The following is a 14,279-nucleotide window of genomic DNA, read 5'->3' as shown; positions in this document are numbered from 1 at the left end:
AGGAGCCAAGAAGCCACTCTGCTCACATGCTGGCCGCGCCGGCACCGGGGAGGTCTGCGATGCCGACGGTGTCTACGAGCGTGATCGTCACCCGTACCGTGGAAGAGGTCTTCACCTTCCTTGCCGACGCCCGCAACCTCGCGTCGTGGAACTCCGGCATCGCCGCCGTGGCGGCGGACGCCGTACCCCCCGGCGAGCGGGCCGTCTACCGCTACCACTATCCGGGCCGCCACCGGGAGCACCGGCTGGAGTGCTCGGTCTACCAGCCCTGCCGGCGGATCGCCTACCGCGGCCGGCGGATGTGGAGCCCGCTGGGCACCCAGACGCCCGAGTTCGCGTTCCGGATGCTGCCGCACTCGCGGGGCGCGTTCGTCCAGCTCCAGGTCACCTGCCAGCTCGGCGGCGGCATGCTGCTGCTGAGCCCGTTCCTGGGCTGGGCGTGGCGCCGCGACCTCCCGGAGGACGCGCGCCGGCTGCGCGAGGCCCTCGGCGACCACACGGTGGCGCCGCCCCTGCTACCGCCGCCTCCGCCACCACCTGCGCCGGTGGGACCGCTCAGGGCGGTCCAGGCCCGGGCACCGGCGGGCGAGGTCGTCGGAGCCGTTCCCGCGCCGCCGGCCAGGGGGCTGCGCCGTGCCATGGCCCGTGTAGCAGGTCAGGGCCGGATCGGCACGGGCAGCTGACGGATCCGCTGGAATCCCGGCCGCCCGGCCGGTTCGCTGACAGGCTGGACGCCGTACGTGCCCCCCGCACCACAGCACAGAGAGGAACCGCAGATGGCGGAGCAGGCCCGCATCGGCGTCACCGGACTCGCGGTCATGGGCCGCAACCTGGCCCGGAACCTCGCGCGGCACGGCCACCCGGTGGCCTTGTACAACCGCACCCCGGCCAGGACACGCTCCCTGGTGGAGGAGTTCGGCGGCGAGGGCGAGTTCCATCCGGCGGAGTCCCTCAAGGAGTTCGTCGACTCACTCGAACGGCCCCGGCGCATCATCATCATGGTCAAGGCCGGTGCCCCCACCGACGCCGTGATCGACGAGCTGGTGCCGCTGCTGGAGCCCGGCGACATGGTCGTCGACGGCGGCAACGCCGACTACCGCGACACCCGGCGCCGGGAGAAGGCGCTGCGCGAACAGGGTCTGCACTTCGTCGGCACCGGGATCTCCGGCGGCGAGGAGGGCGCCCTCAACGGCCCCTCGATCATGCCGGGCGGCTCCGTGGAGTCGTACGAGTCGCTCGGCCCGATCCTCGAGGACATCGCCGCCAAGGTCGACGGGGTGCCGTGCTGCACCCACGTGGGCCCGGACGGTGCCGGGCACTTCGTCAAGATGGTCCACAACGGCATCGAGTACTCCGACATGCAGCTCATCGCCGAGGCCTACGACCTGCTGCGGCACGCCGCGGGCAAGCGGCCGGGCGAGATCGCGGAGATCTTCCGCACCTGGAACTCCGGCCGCCTGGAGTCGTACCTCGTCGAGATCACCGCGGAGGTGCTGGCCCACACGGACGCCGACACCGGCAAACCGTTCGTCGACGTGGTGCTGGACCAGGCCGGCCAGAAGGGCACCGGCAGCTGGACGGTGCAGAACGCCCTGGAGTTCGGCGTCCCCGTCTCCGGCATCGCCGAGGCGGTCTTCGCACGGTCGCTGTCCGGCAGCGCGGAGCTGCGGGCCGCCTCGCGCGGGCTGCCCGGACCGGCGGAGACCTGGCTGGACAGCGCGGCGGGCGACCGCTTCGCGGACGACGTCGAGCAGGCGCTGTACGCCTCCAAGATCGTCGCCTACGCCCAGGGGTTCAACCTGATCCAGGCGGGCAGCAACGAGTTCGGCTGGGACATCGACGCGGGCTCGATGGCGACGATCTGGCGCGGCGGCTGCATCATCCGGGCGCGCTTCCTCAACCGCATCAAGGAGGCGTTCGACTCCGAGCCGGGCCGCCCCACCCTGCTGACGGACGCGCACTTCGCCGAGGCCCTCGGCAACGCGCAGGCGGCATGGCGGCGGGTCGTCTCCACGGCGGCACAACTCGGCGTGCCCGCACCGGGCTTCTCCGCGGCGCTGGCGTACTACGACGCCCTGCGGGCGGAGAGGCTGCCCGCCGCGCTCATCCAGGGGCAGCGCGACTTCTTCGGCGCCCACACCTACAAGCGGGTGGACAAGCCCGGCTCCTACCACACGCTCTGGGGCGGCGACCGCTCGGAGAACCCGGCCGACTGACGCCGGCCGACGCCCGATGTCGCGTGGGCCCGGCCTCGGCCGGGCCTACGCGGCGACCGGCGGGGTGATCACCTGCTCCGCCCAGACCGTCTTGCCCGTCTCCGTGTAGCGGGTGCCCTGGGCGTCGGTGAGCTGCGCGACGATGGACAGCCCCCGGCCGTCCTGGTCGCTGGGCGCCGCGTGCCGCGGGTGCGGGGCGGCGCTGCAGGAGTCCGACACCTCGCAGACCAGGACCCGGTCGCGGATGATCCGCAGCCGGATCGGCCCCGTGGAGTACCGGATGGCGTTGGTGACGAGTTCGCTGACGACCAGCGTGGTGGTGAAGGACAGTTCCGGGAGCTTCCAGTCCGTCAGCAGGCGGTCCGTCCAGGCCCGTGCCTCCGCCACCGCCGCGGGATCGTTGGACACCTCGCGGGTGGCGACGTCGCCGGCGTCCAGGGCGCGGGTGCGGGCGGCGAGGAGCACCGGCTCCGAGCCGGGTGCCGCGGTGCGCAGGACGCCGTCCAGCACCGTCGCCGGCTCGGCCGCCTCCCCGCCGCCGGCGGGCAGCACGCGCAGCCCGGTGACCTGGCCGGCGCCCTCCGAGCCGATGGGGAGCCCGTCCGTGCCGCAGCTCAGCAGCAGCACGCTGCCGGGCGGCACGTCGCACTCGGTGACCTCCGGCTCGCCGGGCACGGGAGCGTCCTCCTCCACTTCCTCCGCCGCCTCCAGGGGCGTGGCGGGCAGAACCTGGGCGGGGTAGCCGCCGCACGCCACGGTGCAGCGGCAGGCCACCGGGTCGTAGACGACGATCAGGCACCGGTCGGCCTCGTCGGCGACGGGGGTCGCGGTGGGCCGGTGGAGCCGGGAGATGACCTCGCCCGGGCTCATGTCGAGCAGTATCAGCGCCCGGACCGCGGCCTTGAGCTGGCTCATCGCCGTCGCCGCGGGGACGCCCTGCCCGCGTACCGAACCGGTCACCAGGGCAACCCGGGCGCTGGGCAGCGGGATGACGTCCACCCAGGCCCCCGGGGCCGCGGCCGGCGGCAGGTGCCCCCGGGGGTCCTCGATCGCGGTGACCCGCGGGCCCTGCGGCGCCAGCAGGGCCTGCTGCAGGATCCGTCCGGCGGCGTTCTGGACCAGGCGCCGGCGGGCACCGTCCAGCAGCCGGGCGGCCCTGCGGGCCAGACGGCCCGCCGCCATCAGGTCGGCCCGGGAGAAGGCCGGGGAGCCCGTCGTCCGGTAGAAGGCCGCGACCCCCAGGACGACACCGCCGACGTCCAGCGGCATGACGAGCAGGGAGTGCGTGCCCGTGATCCGCAGCAGGGGGGCGCGCACCGGGTCGCGGGCGAGCCACCCCGTCTGCGGGCGGAGGTTCATCACCAGGTGCGGCCGCAGGTCGGTCAGCGACGCGTGGTACGGAGTCCTGGGCGGCAGGCTGCTGACGTCGCCGACCTCGTAGGCGCGCGGTACCGCGGTGCCCCGGGCCGCCCGGAAGGCCCCCCGGCGGAAGGTGAGTCCGGTGGCGGGCAGCCCGGAGATGGCGGCCTGCTCCGAGACGGTGGCGTCCGAGACCTCGACGGCGGCGAAGTCGGCCACGGTCGGCACGGCTGAATCCACGAGCTGCTGGGCTGCGTCGTAGGACCACGGCCGGTCCACAGGGCCGGCCTGGGGCGGGAGGGTGGCACAGAGCATGACGGTCGCCTCGGGTGAGGTCGGGGTCGGCGGACTGTTTGGTAGGCATTTCAAACACTTGTCTTCCGCTTTCGAGGTTGCCCCTCCGGCCGGGCGAACGCATCCCCGTCGATCCGCAGAGGTCATCCTGGATTCCCCGCAGATGTGACTGCGGGTTTCCCGCAACACCGGCGGCGCGGGCTGCCCGCCGCGCGCGCCCGATCTAACGTGTGTGCTATGGACGTCCTCAGCCGCCCCGACGGCAGGCAGCCGCACCCGGTCATCTCGGTCGTACTCGCCGACGACCACCTGGTGGTGCGCGCGGGCATGCGGCTGCTGATGGCCGCCGACCCGGCCTTCGAGATCGTCGCCGAGACGTCCACCGTTCCGGAGACCCTGGAAGCCGTCCGGCGCCACCACCCGAGGGTGCTCGTCCTGGACCTGACCATGTCGGGCAGGTCCAGCCTGCCGACGATCCCGGCACTGCTGACCGAGTCGCCCAGGACGCGCATCCTGGTGCTGACCATGCAGGAGGACCCGGCGTTCGCCCGCGAGGCGCTGCGCACGGGGGCGGCCGGCTACCTGCTGAAGGAGGCCGCCGCCGAGGAACTGCTCGCCGCCGCCCACCAGGTCGCCGGTGGCGCCACCTATGTGCAGCCCTCGCTGGGGGCGCGGCTGGCGGTCGAGGACCTGGACCTGGCGGAACGGCACCACGAGGAGCCGCTCACCGACCGGGAGGCCCAGGTGCTGACCCTGCTGGCGCTGGGGCACACCAACCAGGAGATCGCCCGGCGCCTGTTCGTCTCCGTACGGACGGTGGAGACCCACCGGTCACGGCTGCGGGACAAGCTCGGCAAGGACAGCCGGGCGGAGTTGATCGCCGCGGCCAGAGAGCGCGGGCTGGTGGCATGACGCCGTCCGGCCCTGGAAGGACCGGGACGCGCCTGGCCCTGGAGGGGCTGGGCACCTGTCTCCTCGCGGCGGCGACCGTCATGGAGGTCACCGACCGCTCGCAGGGCTGGGAGCTCGTCCTCGCCCTCGCGGCGGCCGTCTGTTATGTGCTGCTCACCCCCCTGGTGGCGCCGCGGCAGCGGCTGTGGCTGGTGGTGGCCATCGCCTTCGCGCTGATGCTGACGGTGGCCGGGACGGTCCGCGTCGCCCAGCAGCCCTCGCTGAACGTCCTGCACGTGCTGCCGCTGCTGCTGGTCGCCTACGCGCTCTTCGCCGTCCGTTCCTCGGCGCGCCGGGATGCGAGGCTGCGCCGCGAGCGCGTCAGGGCCCGGCACGACGGCGAGGAGCGCGAGCGCCGCCGCTGGGCGCGTGAGCTGCACGACGACACCCTGCAGGAACTGGGGGCGGTCCAGGTGGTGCTGTCCACCGCCGCCGCGGACGGGCGGCCGGAGGCCATGCGGGAGGCCATCGACCAGGCACGCGGCCTCGTCGGCAACCAGATCGCCTCGCTGCGGCACCTGATCGTCGACCTGCGTCCGGTGGTGCTGGACGAGCTGGGGCTGCGCCCGGCCCTGCAGGCGCTGTGCCGGCGCTCCTTCGAGACGTACGGCATCCGCACCGAGTTGCGGCTCGGCGCGCACGCGGACACCGTCGGCGGCCAGCTCACCGCCGAGACGCAGGCGCAGATGTACCGGATCGTCCAGGAGGCGATCACCAACGCCGTGAAGCACGCCGAGCCGACCCGCGTCGTGGTCAGCCTGGAGAGCGACCAGCGCTCCGTGCACGTGGCGATCACCGACAACGGGCACGGCATGGCCGCGGCGACCGCCGCGGGCCGCGGCACCTTCCGCGCCGCGGAGCCGCCGTCGCCGCAGACTCGGGGCATGGGGTTGTCCGCGATGCGCGAGCGCGCCGAGCTCATCGACGCCCGGCTCGTCGTCCGCAGCGCCCCGGGCGAGGGCACGACCGTCGACCTGCGGGTGCCGTGCGAGCCGCGCGAGGTGCCCGGCGAGGGGTGAGCACGGGCCGCCTGCGCGGGCGGGGACCTCGACCGGCAGTATGGGGGGCGTGCGACTGACGCCTGTGACCTGGGAACGGCTGACCGAGGCCGTCGTGGACCGCGTGCTGGAGCTGAAGCCCGACGACGGCGGCGAGCGTCCCAGGGTCGCGATCGACGGGGCCCCGGCCACGCGCCCGGACGCGCTGGGGGAGGCGCTGGCGCAGGCGCTGCGGCTCAGTGGCCGGCCGGTCGTGCGGGTACGGGCGCAGACCTTCTGGCGGCCCGCCTCGCAGCGCTACGAAACGGGGCGCCACGACTCCGACGCCTACTACGAGCGCTGGCTGGACACCGGGGCCCTGTGGCGGGAGGTCTTCCATCCGCTCGCGCCCGGAGGCACCGGGCGGGTGCTGCCCTCGTTGCGGGACCCGGTGACCGACCGTGCGACGCGGGCCGGGTACGAGGAACTCCCGCCCGGGGGCGTGCTGTTGCTGGAGGGCGCGCTTCTGCAGGGTTACGGCTTCCCCTTCGACCTCTGCGTCCACCTGCGGATGTCGGCGGCGGCCCTGGCCCGCCGCACACCGCAGGACGAGCGCTGGACGCTCCCGGCGTACGCCCGCTACGAGCAGGAGACGGCGCCCGGGGAGACCGCGGACGTCCTGGTGCACACCGACGACCCGCGGCACCCGGCCTGGACCGGGTGACCCGGCGGCCCTTGCCGCCGTACCGCCGTGACCGTTACCGTCGCGGACCACCATGACTGTCGCCATCGCTCCGCTGACCACCGAGCACGTCCCCGAGGCAGCGGCCCTCCTCGACCGCTGGCACGCCAGGGCCCGCAAGGCGCTGCCCCACCAGTCCGGCCGGACCACCGCGCCGCCGCCGGGTGAGGAACTGCTGGGCAAGATCCTGGCCGAGCCGCGCGTGGAGGCCGTCCTCGCCCGGGGCGGTGACGGGGCGCTCACCGGCTACCTCGCCGCGACCCCGCTCGACCTCGCGGAGGACGACCGCGCGGGCTTGCGCGCCCACCCGCGCTCCGCGCTGGTCTCGTACGGGGGGCACGCGCTGCGCGGCGGCCGGGACGGGGTGCGGGAGGACGTGCTGCGCGGGCTGTACGCGGCGGTGGCCGCGCGCCTGGTCGCGGAGCGCCGGCCGGTGCACTACGTGGACCTGCCCGCCGACGAGGCGGTCGCCTCGGCCTGGTTCCGCACCGGCTTCGGTCTGGAGCGGGTGCGGGGCCTGATGGCGGTGCGGCCGCGCGGGCGGCAGCCGCGCGGTGTGGACGCGCTGTCGGTGCGCCGCGCGGGGCCCGGCGACCTGGACCGGATCGGGCGGATGGCGGTGGAGGCGGCACGCGCGGACCGCGGGACTGCGGTGTTCCGGCCGCAGCCCGAGGGGGCGTTGGCGAGGCTGCGGACGCACTACGCGTCCGCACTGGCCGATGCGCGCTGCGGGGCGTGGGTCGCCGCCCGCAGGGGCGAGGAGATCGGCATGGTGGTGCTGACACCGGCGGCGCCGGGCCCCGTCGTGCCCGACGGGTGCGTGGAACTGGCCGAGGCGTACGTGACCCAGGCCGCGCGGGGCGAGGGCATCAGCCGGGTGCTGCTCGCGACGGCGCTGGCGTGGGCGTACGACAGCGGCTACCGGCACATCACGGCCAGTTGGCCGGCGCTTTCGCCGGTGTCGGCGGCGCACTGGCCGGAGGTGGGCTTCCGGCCGGTGGCGTACCGGCTGCAGCGGGTGCTGGACCCACGCATGTGCGGGACACCACAACGTTGACAAGTTTGAGTGGCACGAAGCACTCCTCTTTCACTGTTAAACTAGTTTCAGATCGCCCGGCGGACCCAGGAGCGTCCGCGGCGAACCCCCAGCTGCCCCGGCCAGATCCCCCCGTCCTGGCCGGGGCTTCCCTTTGTTTTTGGTCTAGACATGACCAACTCATGGGAGTACCTTCGCTGTTGGTCTAGACCTAGTGCCTGCGGGCTGCGCACTGCTCTCAGAACTCCCCCACGTTCTCCGAGGAGCGAAGCATGCACAGGAAATTCGGCGCCGCCGTCGTCGGGCTGGGCCTCGTCGGGCTGTCCGTGCTCGGCACCGGCAGCGCCTGGAGCCACGGCTACACCGACGCCCCGATCAGCCGTCAGAAGCTCTGCGCCAACGGCGCCGTGACCAACTGCGGCGACATTCAGTGGGAGCCGCAGAGCGTCGAGGGCCCCAAGGGCTTCCCGTCCTCCGGCCCGTCCGACGGCACCCTCTGCGCCGGCGGCAACAGCCGGTTCGCCCAGCTCGACGACCCGCGCGGCGGCACCGGCTGGCCCACCACAAAGGTGACGTCCGGTCAGAACTACAGCTTCCGCTGGCAGTTCACCGCCTCGCACGCCACCAGCGACTTCAAGTACTACATCACCAAGCAGGGCTTCGACCCCAGCCGGCCGCTCACCCGCTCCGCGCTGACCCTGACACCGTTCCTGACCGTCAACTACAACGGCGCCCGGCCGCCCGCCACGGTCACCCACCAGGGCACCATGCCCAGCAGGACCGGACGGCACATCATCCTGGCCGTCTGGTCCGTGGCGGACACCGGCAACGCCTTCTACGCCTGCTCCGACGTGCAGTTCTGACCCTTCGGAGCGGGCCGGCGGCCGAGCAGCCGCTCCCGTACGGCGTCGGCGGCACCGCCGCCGGCGCCCGACCGCTCCGTGCCGCCCGCGCCGCCCGTGCCGCCCGCGCCGCCGGTGCGGGCGGCACGGACCCGCGTCCCGCCGTCCACCACCAGCTCGGCGCCGGTGATCCAGGCCGCCTCGTCGGAGGCGAGCCAGCGCACGGCCCGGGCGACGTCGCCGGGTTCGCCGATCCGTCCCATCGGCAGCCCGGCGGCGATCGCGCGCTCGGCGTCCTGCCACACGAAGCGCGCCATCTCGGTGCGCACCAGGCCGGGGGAGACCGCGTTGACCCGCACCGCCGGGCCGAGTTCGCCCGCGAGCTGCGCCGTCAGGTGAAGCAGTGCCGCCTTGCTGGTGCCGTAGGCGCCGACGTTCGGCCCGACGTGCCCGGCGCCCTCGGTGCAGACGTTGACCACCGCGCCGCCGTGCTCGCGCATCCAGGCCCGCCACGCCAGCTGGGTCAGCCGCAGGGGCGCCTCGACGTTGACCGCGAACGCGGCCCGCCACTGGTCCGGGTCGGCCTCCACGAGCGGCCCGTACGGGAGGTTGGTGGCGGCGTTGTTGACCAGGACGTCCAGGCCGCCGAGCGCGCGCACCGCGAGCGCCGCGCTCTGCGCGAGGTGGCCGGGGTCGGCGACCGTCCCGGCCAGGGTGGCCACGGTGTGCCCGGCGGCGCGCAGCCGCCCGGCCGCCGCCTCCAGCCGGACCGGGTCGCGGGCGGTCAGCAGGATGCGCGCGCCCGCGGCGGCCAGTTCCGCGGCGACGGCCAGCCCGATCCCGCCGGACGCGCCGGTGACCAGCGCCGCGCGTCCGGCGAGGGGGATGGGTTCCGTCATGAGGTGACCCTGTCATGACGGACCGTCAGTTTCCAGTGCGGCGACCCGAGCTCAGGGGCGCGGCGGTCGGCGCGTCGGCTGAGCGGGTGGTCAGGGGGTCAGCGTCCACTTCTGGTTGGCGCCGCCGGTGCAGGTCCACAACTGGAGCCGGGTGCCGTTGGCGGAGTTGTTGCCGGTGACGTCGAGGCACTTGTTCGCCTGCGGGTTGACGATGTCGCGCGCACCGGAGAGGACCCACTTCTGGTTGGTGCCGCCGCCGCAGTCCCACAGCTGCAGCTGGGATCCGTCGGCCGTGCCGAAGTCCTTGACGTCCAGGCACTTGCCCAGGGCGCGCAGGGTGCCGTCGGAGGCCGCGGTCCACTGCTGGGCGGCGGTGCCGTTGCAGTCGTAGAGCTGGACGGGGGTGCCGTTGGCGGGGTTGGCCCCGGCGACGTCGACGCACTTGCCGGCCAGGCCCGTGATGCGGCCCGTCGTGCCGCCCCCGCCCCCGCCCCCGCCCCCGCCGTCGGAGGTGGTAACGCGGACGTAGTCGACGACCAGCTGCTGCGGGAAGGCGGTGCTGCCGTCGGGGTCGCCCGGCCAGTAGCCGCCCACCGCGAGGTTGAGGATGACGAAGAACGGCTTGTTGAACACCCACGGGCGGCCGCCGAGGTCGGCCGGGGTGCGCCGCTGGTAGACGGTGCCGTCAACGGACCAGCTGATGGCGTCCGGGCTCCAGTCGACGGCGAAGGTGTGGAACGCGTCGGCGAAGGCCTGGCCGCCCGGCAGGGTGTAGCCCGCCCCGATGCCACCGGAGCCGAAGTAGTCAGGGCCGTGGATGGTGCCGTGGACGGTGCCGGGCTCGAAGCCGACGTTCTCCATGATGTCGATCTCGCCGCTGGCCGGCCAGCCGACGTTGCCGATGTCGTTGCCCAGCATCCAGAACGCGGGCCACATGCCCTGGCCGCGCGGGATCTTCATCCGGGTCTCGACGTGGCCGTAGGTGGTGGTGAAGCGGCCCGAGGTGTTGAGCCGGGCGGAGGTGTACTGGCAACTGCCGTACCAGCACTGGTAACCGGCGGGGTTCTCCCTGCGGGCGGTGATGACGAGGTGGCCCTGGCCGTCGAGGGCCGCGTTGCGGTTCCCGGCGGTGTAGTACTGCCGTTCGTGGTTGTTGACGTTGTCGCCGGTCTCGATCTGCCACTTGCCGCCGTCGACGGCGCTGCCGGCCGCGCCGTCGAACTCGTCGGCGAAGGTGGTGACCGCGGCGGTGGCGGCGGGGGCCGCGGGGAGGGCATGGTCGGTGGGGCCGGTGGTGGTGAGGGCGGCGAGGGCGAGGAGTCCGGCGGTGGCGGCGGTGAGCAGGCCGCGGGCGCGCACGCGTCGGCGCGGGCGGGGGCGTGGGGGGAGTGCCTTCACAGGGGCGCTGCCTTTCGGGGCGGTCGTGGGGGGTGACGGACGGAGGGCCGGGTGCGTTAGCGCTAGTCATGCACCTGACATTTCTTGAACCCTCGTGCGTGGGGGCACGGGATTCCCGTCCGGGTGAGTTCAAGACTTAGTTCACGCCGTGATTGAACTGCCGCCCCCAGGCGCCGTCAAGAGGTCTGGACCAAGAAGGCCGGGCGGGACCGGGCGGAGCCCCGCCCGGTCCCGCCCGCCCCTGCCGGCGCCGCGGCGCGTCACGTGCCGGGCTTGCGCCCGTACACGTACACGTCGTCACCGTTCTTCAGCAGGCTCCAGTACTTCTTGGCGTCCCCGCTGCGCATGTTCACGCAGCCGTGCGACCCCGGCGGCGACCACACGCTGCCCGCGATCGAGTGGAACGCCTGCCCGCCGTCGAAGAACTGGCTGTAGGGCATGGCCACGTTGTAGAGCGTCGACCAGTGGTCCTTGTGGCGCCAGTAGATCTTCTTGGCACCGGTGCGCGTCTCGTAGCCGTTGCGGCCCGTCCGCACCGGGACCGGCCCGAACTTCAGCTTCTTGCCGTCCTGTATCCAGCTCAGCTGCCGCGTGAGGTCCACGCACGCGATCCGCCCCTTGTTCGTGGGGCACTTGCCGGCCTTGTTGGGATTGCTGCCCGCGGCCTTCTGGGCGTTCATGATCTTCATGACGCCCCAGGTCACCGGGCCCGCGTAGCCGATGTTCGGGGATATCCCGTTCTTCGTCTGGAAGGCGCGTATCGCCTTGCAGTCGGCCGCCGACTGCTTCCCGTCCACCGGCCGCCCCAGGAACTTCTCCACTTGCTTCTGGTACGGCCCCTTGCTCGTCGTGCACGACGACGCGGCCTGCGCCGTGCCGCCCCCCGCCACGACCGGTGTCACGGCCATCACCGCCACCGCGAGGGCGGCCCCCGCCCGGCGTCCCGCTGACGCTCCCGCTCTCATCGCTTCCCCTTCCCCGTTGAGGCCGTCGCGCGACGACCTCACCCCCTAGGACACGCGGGAGGCACCGGAGGTTGCGGAACGACCGCTACGGGAAAGGGAGATGGCGGGCCGTCAGCCGCGCGCGGCGCCGTCCAGGGCCTCGTGGACGATGCGTACGGCCTCCTCCGTGTCGGCGCGCGACACGTCCAGGTGGAAGACGAAGCGCAGCCGTCCGGGATAGCCGGCGCAGTGCAGCCCGCGCCGCGCGAGGCGCTCCTGCACCTCCTCGGCGGACAGCCCCGGCGCCGGCTCGGCGAAGACCATGTTGGTCTGGGAGTCGCCCACGACCAGACCTGGCACGTCCTTGATCCCCTCCGCGAACAGCGCCGCGTTCGCGTGGTCCTCGGCGAGCCGCGCCACCTGGTGCTCCAGCGCGTACAGGGCACCCGCCGCGATGATGCCCGCCTGCCGCATCCCGCCGCCGAGCGCCTTGCGCCAGCGCAGCGCTCGCGCCACGAACTCCCGGTTGCCCAGGAGCGCGGAGCCGACCGGTGCGCCCAGGCCCTTGCTGAAGCAGACCGAGACGCTGTCGAAGTGGCCGGCGATCAGCCGCGCCTGCTCGTACGGGTCGCCGCCCGCGGCGACCGCCGCGTTGAACAGCCGGGCCCCGTCCAGGTGCGTGGCCAGCCCGTGCTCACGCGCCAGCCCGGTCGCGGTCCGCAGGTAGTCCGTGGGGACGACCCGGCCGCCGATGGTGTTCTCCAGGCACAGCAGCCGGGTGCGCGGGAAGTGCGGGTCGTCGGGCTTCACCGCGGCCACGATGTCGGCCGGGTCCAGCGTCCCGTCCTCCCGGTGGGGCAGCGGCTGCGGCTGGATCCCGCCGAGCACGGCACCGCCGCCGCCCTCCCAGCGGTACACGTGCGCCGACTGCCCGGCGATGTACTCGTCACCGCGGCCGCAGTGCGTCAGCAGCGCGCACAGGTTGCTCTGCGTCCCGGACGAGACGAACAGCGCGGCCTCGAAGCCGAGCCGCTCCGCGATCCGGTCCTGGAGGGCGCCCACGGTGGGGTCGTCGGCGAAGACGTCGTCGCCCACCTCGGCCTCCGCCATGGCGCGGCGCATGTCCGCGCCGGGCCGCGTGACGGTGTCGCTGCGCAGGTCGATGACCCGTCCGGGCTGCTCATCGGTGACATCAGTGATCGGCATGCGTTCACCCTGCCATGCCCGCCCTTCGGTAGGATCGTCGGGTGAATTCCCACTGGCACGTCGTCCTTCCGCCGCTGTGCGCCTGACCGGGCGCACTCACTGACGACTCGGACCCCCACCCCCGGCAGGCCGCCCGGCCGCCAGGGGCAGGTGCGGTGCGCCCGTTCCGGATCCGTTTCCACCGATTCGTGACGAGAGGCCACCTCCGTGCCGGACAGCACCCCCTCCCTCCCCCCCGCACGCCCGCTCGCGCCCGGCGCCGTCGGCCCCCGGCCGCGGTTCGTCCAGGGCGCGCTGCCGATCCTCGCCGCCGCGCTGCTGTGGGGCACCACCGGCACCGCCGCGTCCTTCGCGCCCGCCGGCGCCCCGCCCGCCGCGGTCGGAAGTGCCGGACTCACCCTCGGCGGGCTCCTGCTGCTGGCCGGCGCCAAGGGAGCGCGGACCCTGCTGCGCACCGCGGGGCGCGGTGGAGGAGCCCTGCTCGCCGTCGGTGCCCTCGCCGTCGCCGGTTACCCGCTCTCCTTCTACCCGGCGGTCTCCCGTACCGGGGTCGCCGTGGCCACCGTCATCGCCCTGGGCAGCGCGCCCGTCTTCACCGGGCTGCTGGCCTGGGCGGTCGGCCTGCACCGCCCGAGCCGCCGGTGGGCCGCCGCGACGGCCGTGGCCGTCCTCGGCTGCGGGCTGCTGGTGCTCGGCGGCGCGGACGCCGGTCCCGCCGCGCGCACGGACGCCGCGGGGGTGGCACTGGCGGCGCTCGCCGGGCTCTCGTACGCGGTGTACTCCCTGGTCGGCGGGCACTTCATCGGACGCGGGCAGGCGCCGGGCGCCGTGATGGGAGTGCTCTTCGGCTCCGCCGGTCTGCTGACCCTCCCGGTGGTGCTCGCCGCGGGCGTGGTGTGGCTCGGCACGCCGCGCGGCGCCGGGGTGGTCCTGCACCTGGCGGTGCTGACGACCTTCCTGGCCTACCGGCTGTTCGGGCGCGGACTGCGGCACACACCGGCCTCGGCCGCGACCACGCTCACCCTCGCCGAGCCCGCCGTGGCCGCCCTGCTCGGGGTGGCCGTCCTCGGGGAGCGGCCCACGCCGCTGTCCTGGGCGGGGCTGGCCGTCCTCGTCCTGGCCCTGGCGGTGCTGTCCCGCAGGGATCGCTGACGGACGTACGGACGTACGAACGCCCGGACGGCACGTGCCCGCCCCGGCTCACCGGGGCGGGATGTCGTCCATGCGCTCGCCCTCCGCCTGGGAGGGGGTCGTCCGGGGCACGTCCGGGTGGATCTCCATCGTGCTTCGCTCGGCGTCGTCGTAGATCCGTTCGCCCTCCGCCTGGGAGGGGGTCTCGGCGTAGAGGTACGGATCGGCGTCCGAGGACGTGGACTTCATGGCGGACCTCCTGGGGTCGCTGCCTCCATCCTGCT

14 protein-coding genes are annotated in these 14,279 nt (G+C 74.0%); 8 read left to right on the top strand and 6 right to left on the bottom strand.

Features of this window, described 5'->3' with window-relative positions; all coding sequences use genetic code 11:
• Window positions 1–59: 59 nt before the first annotated feature.
• Together ACFYYN_RS14705 and gnd are read left to right on the top strand one after the other, a co-directional pair.
• Window positions 60–683, top strand: coding sequence for an SRPBCC family protein (locus tag ACFYYN_RS14705; RefSeq protein ID WP_500546083.1), 624 nt, complete (start codon window positions 60–62; stop codon window positions 681–683).
• A 93-nt stretch (window positions 684–776) separates the two neighbouring features.
• Window positions 777–2,216, top strand: coding sequence for an NADP-dependent phosphogluconate dehydrogenase (gene gnd / locus ACFYYN_RS14700; protein WP_500546082.1), 1,440 nt, complete (start codon window positions 777–779; stop codon window positions 2,214–2,216).
• Between the two features lie 45 nt (window positions 2,217–2,261).
• On the opposite strand, the gene ACFYYN_RS14695 is transcribed toward gnd, so the two are convergent.
• The gene (locus tag ACFYYN_RS14695; protein WP_500546081.1) at window positions 2,262–3,890 is read right to left on the bottom strand and encodes an ATP-binding SpoIIE family protein phosphatase; all 1,629 of its coding nucleotides are present in this window, start codon (window positions 3,888–3,890) and stop codon (window positions 2,262–2,264) included.
• 216 nt (window positions 3,891–4,106) lie between these two features.
• Here ACFYYN_RS14695 and ACFYYN_RS14690 point away from each other — a divergent pair, with 216 nt between their 5' ends.
• The 5 genes from ACFYYN_RS14690 to ACFYYN_RS14670 all read left to right on the top strand — a co-directional run bounded on the left by ACFYYN_RS14690 (window position 4,107) and on the right by ACFYYN_RS14670 (window position 8,438).
• The gene (locus ACFYYN_RS14690) at window positions 4,107–4,781 is read left to right on the top strand and encodes a response regulator (protein ID WP_500360151.1); all 675 of its coding nucleotides are present in this window, start codon (window positions 4,107–4,109) and stop codon (window positions 4,779–4,781) included.
• Window positions 4,778–5,839, top strand: coding sequence for a sensor histidine kinase (locus ACFYYN_RS14685; protein ID WP_500546080.1), 1,062 nt, complete (start codon window positions 4,778–4,780; stop codon window positions 5,837–5,839). The genes ACFYYN_RS14690 and ACFYYN_RS14685 overlap by 4 nt, the downstream gene beginning before the upstream one ends.
• Before the next feature lie 40 nt (window positions 5,840–5,879).
• Window positions 5,880–6,521: a nucleoside/nucleotide kinase family protein gene (locus ACFYYN_RS14680; RefSeq protein ID WP_500546079.1), complete on the top strand. Its 642-nt coding sequence runs from the start codon at window positions 5,880–5,882 to the stop codon at window positions 6,519–6,521.
• A gap of 52 nt (window positions 6,522–6,573) precedes the next feature.
• Window positions 6,574–7,596 carry a GNAT family N-acetyltransferase gene (locus ACFYYN_RS14675; RefSeq protein WP_500546078.1) on the top strand — a complete coding sequence of 341 codons (1,023 nt, stop codon included), beginning with the start codon at window positions 6,574–6,576 and terminating at the stop codon, window positions 7,594–7,596.
• 251 nt (window positions 7,597–7,847) lie between these two features.
• Window positions 7,848–8,438: a lytic polysaccharide monooxygenase auxiliary activity family 9 protein gene (locus tag ACFYYN_RS14670; RefSeq protein ID WP_500546077.1), complete on the top strand. Its 591-nt coding sequence runs from the start codon at window positions 7,848–7,850 to the stop codon at window positions 8,436–8,438.
• Here the strand turns inward: ACFYYN_RS14670 and ACFYYN_RS14665 are convergent.
• The 4 genes from ACFYYN_RS14665 to ltaE form a co-directional block, all read right to left on the bottom strand.
• The gene (locus ACFYYN_RS14665) at window positions 8,411–9,316 is read right to left on the bottom strand and encodes an SDR family oxidoreductase (protein WP_500546076.1); all 906 of its coding nucleotides are present in this window, start codon (window positions 9,314–9,316) and stop codon (window positions 8,411–8,413) included. The two genes, ACFYYN_RS14670 and ACFYYN_RS14665, sit on opposite strands and share 28 nt — an antisense overlap.
• Before the next feature lie 90 nt (window positions 9,317–9,406).
• Window positions 9,407–10,660 (bottom strand): RICIN domain-containing protein, encoded by a 1,254-nt coding sequence (locus ACFYYN_RS14660; protein ID WP_500546182.1) that lies wholly within the window; start codon window positions 10,658–10,660, stop codon window positions 9,407–9,409.
• 314 nt (window positions 10,661–10,974) lie between these two features.
• Window positions 10,975–11,622 (bottom strand): L,D-transpeptidase family protein, encoded by a 648-nt coding sequence (locus ACFYYN_RS14655; RefSeq protein ID WP_500359915.1) that lies wholly within the window; start codon window positions 11,620–11,622, stop codon window positions 10,975–10,977.
• A 168-nt stretch (window positions 11,623–11,790) separates the two neighbouring features.
• The gene (ltaE, locus tag ACFYYN_RS14650; protein ID WP_500546075.1) at window positions 11,791–12,864 is read right to left on the bottom strand and encodes a low-specificity L-threonine aldolase; all 1,074 of its coding nucleotides are present in this window, start codon (window positions 12,862–12,864) and stop codon (window positions 11,791–11,793) included.
• A gap of 207 nt (window positions 12,865–13,071) precedes the next feature.
• Here ltaE and ACFYYN_RS14645 point away from each other — a divergent pair, with 207 nt between their 5' ends.
• Window positions 13,072–14,016: a DMT family transporter gene (locus ACFYYN_RS14645; protein WP_500546073.1), complete on the top strand. Its 945-nt coding sequence runs from the start codon at window positions 13,072–13,074 to the stop codon at window positions 14,014–14,016.
• A 48-nt stretch (window positions 14,017–14,064) separates the two neighbouring features.
• Here ACFYYN_RS14645 and ACFYYN_RS14640 read toward each other — a convergent pair whose 3' ends face one another.
• Window positions 14,065–14,244 (bottom strand): hypothetical protein, encoded by a 180-nt coding sequence (locus ACFYYN_RS14640; RefSeq protein ID WP_500546072.1) that lies wholly within the window; start codon window positions 14,242–14,244, stop codon window positions 14,065–14,067.
• Between the last annotated feature and the right edge of the window lie 35 nt (window positions 14,245–14,279).

Origin of the sequence: Streptomyces sp. NPDC001902, from assembly GCF_042891295.1 — a bacterium.
Lineage (GTDB): Bacteria > Actinomycetota > Actinomycetes > Streptomycetales > Streptomycetaceae > Actinacidiphila.
Note: the sequence above shows the minus strand (reverse complement) of the source record. Positions and strands in the feature narration are given on the sequence as shown.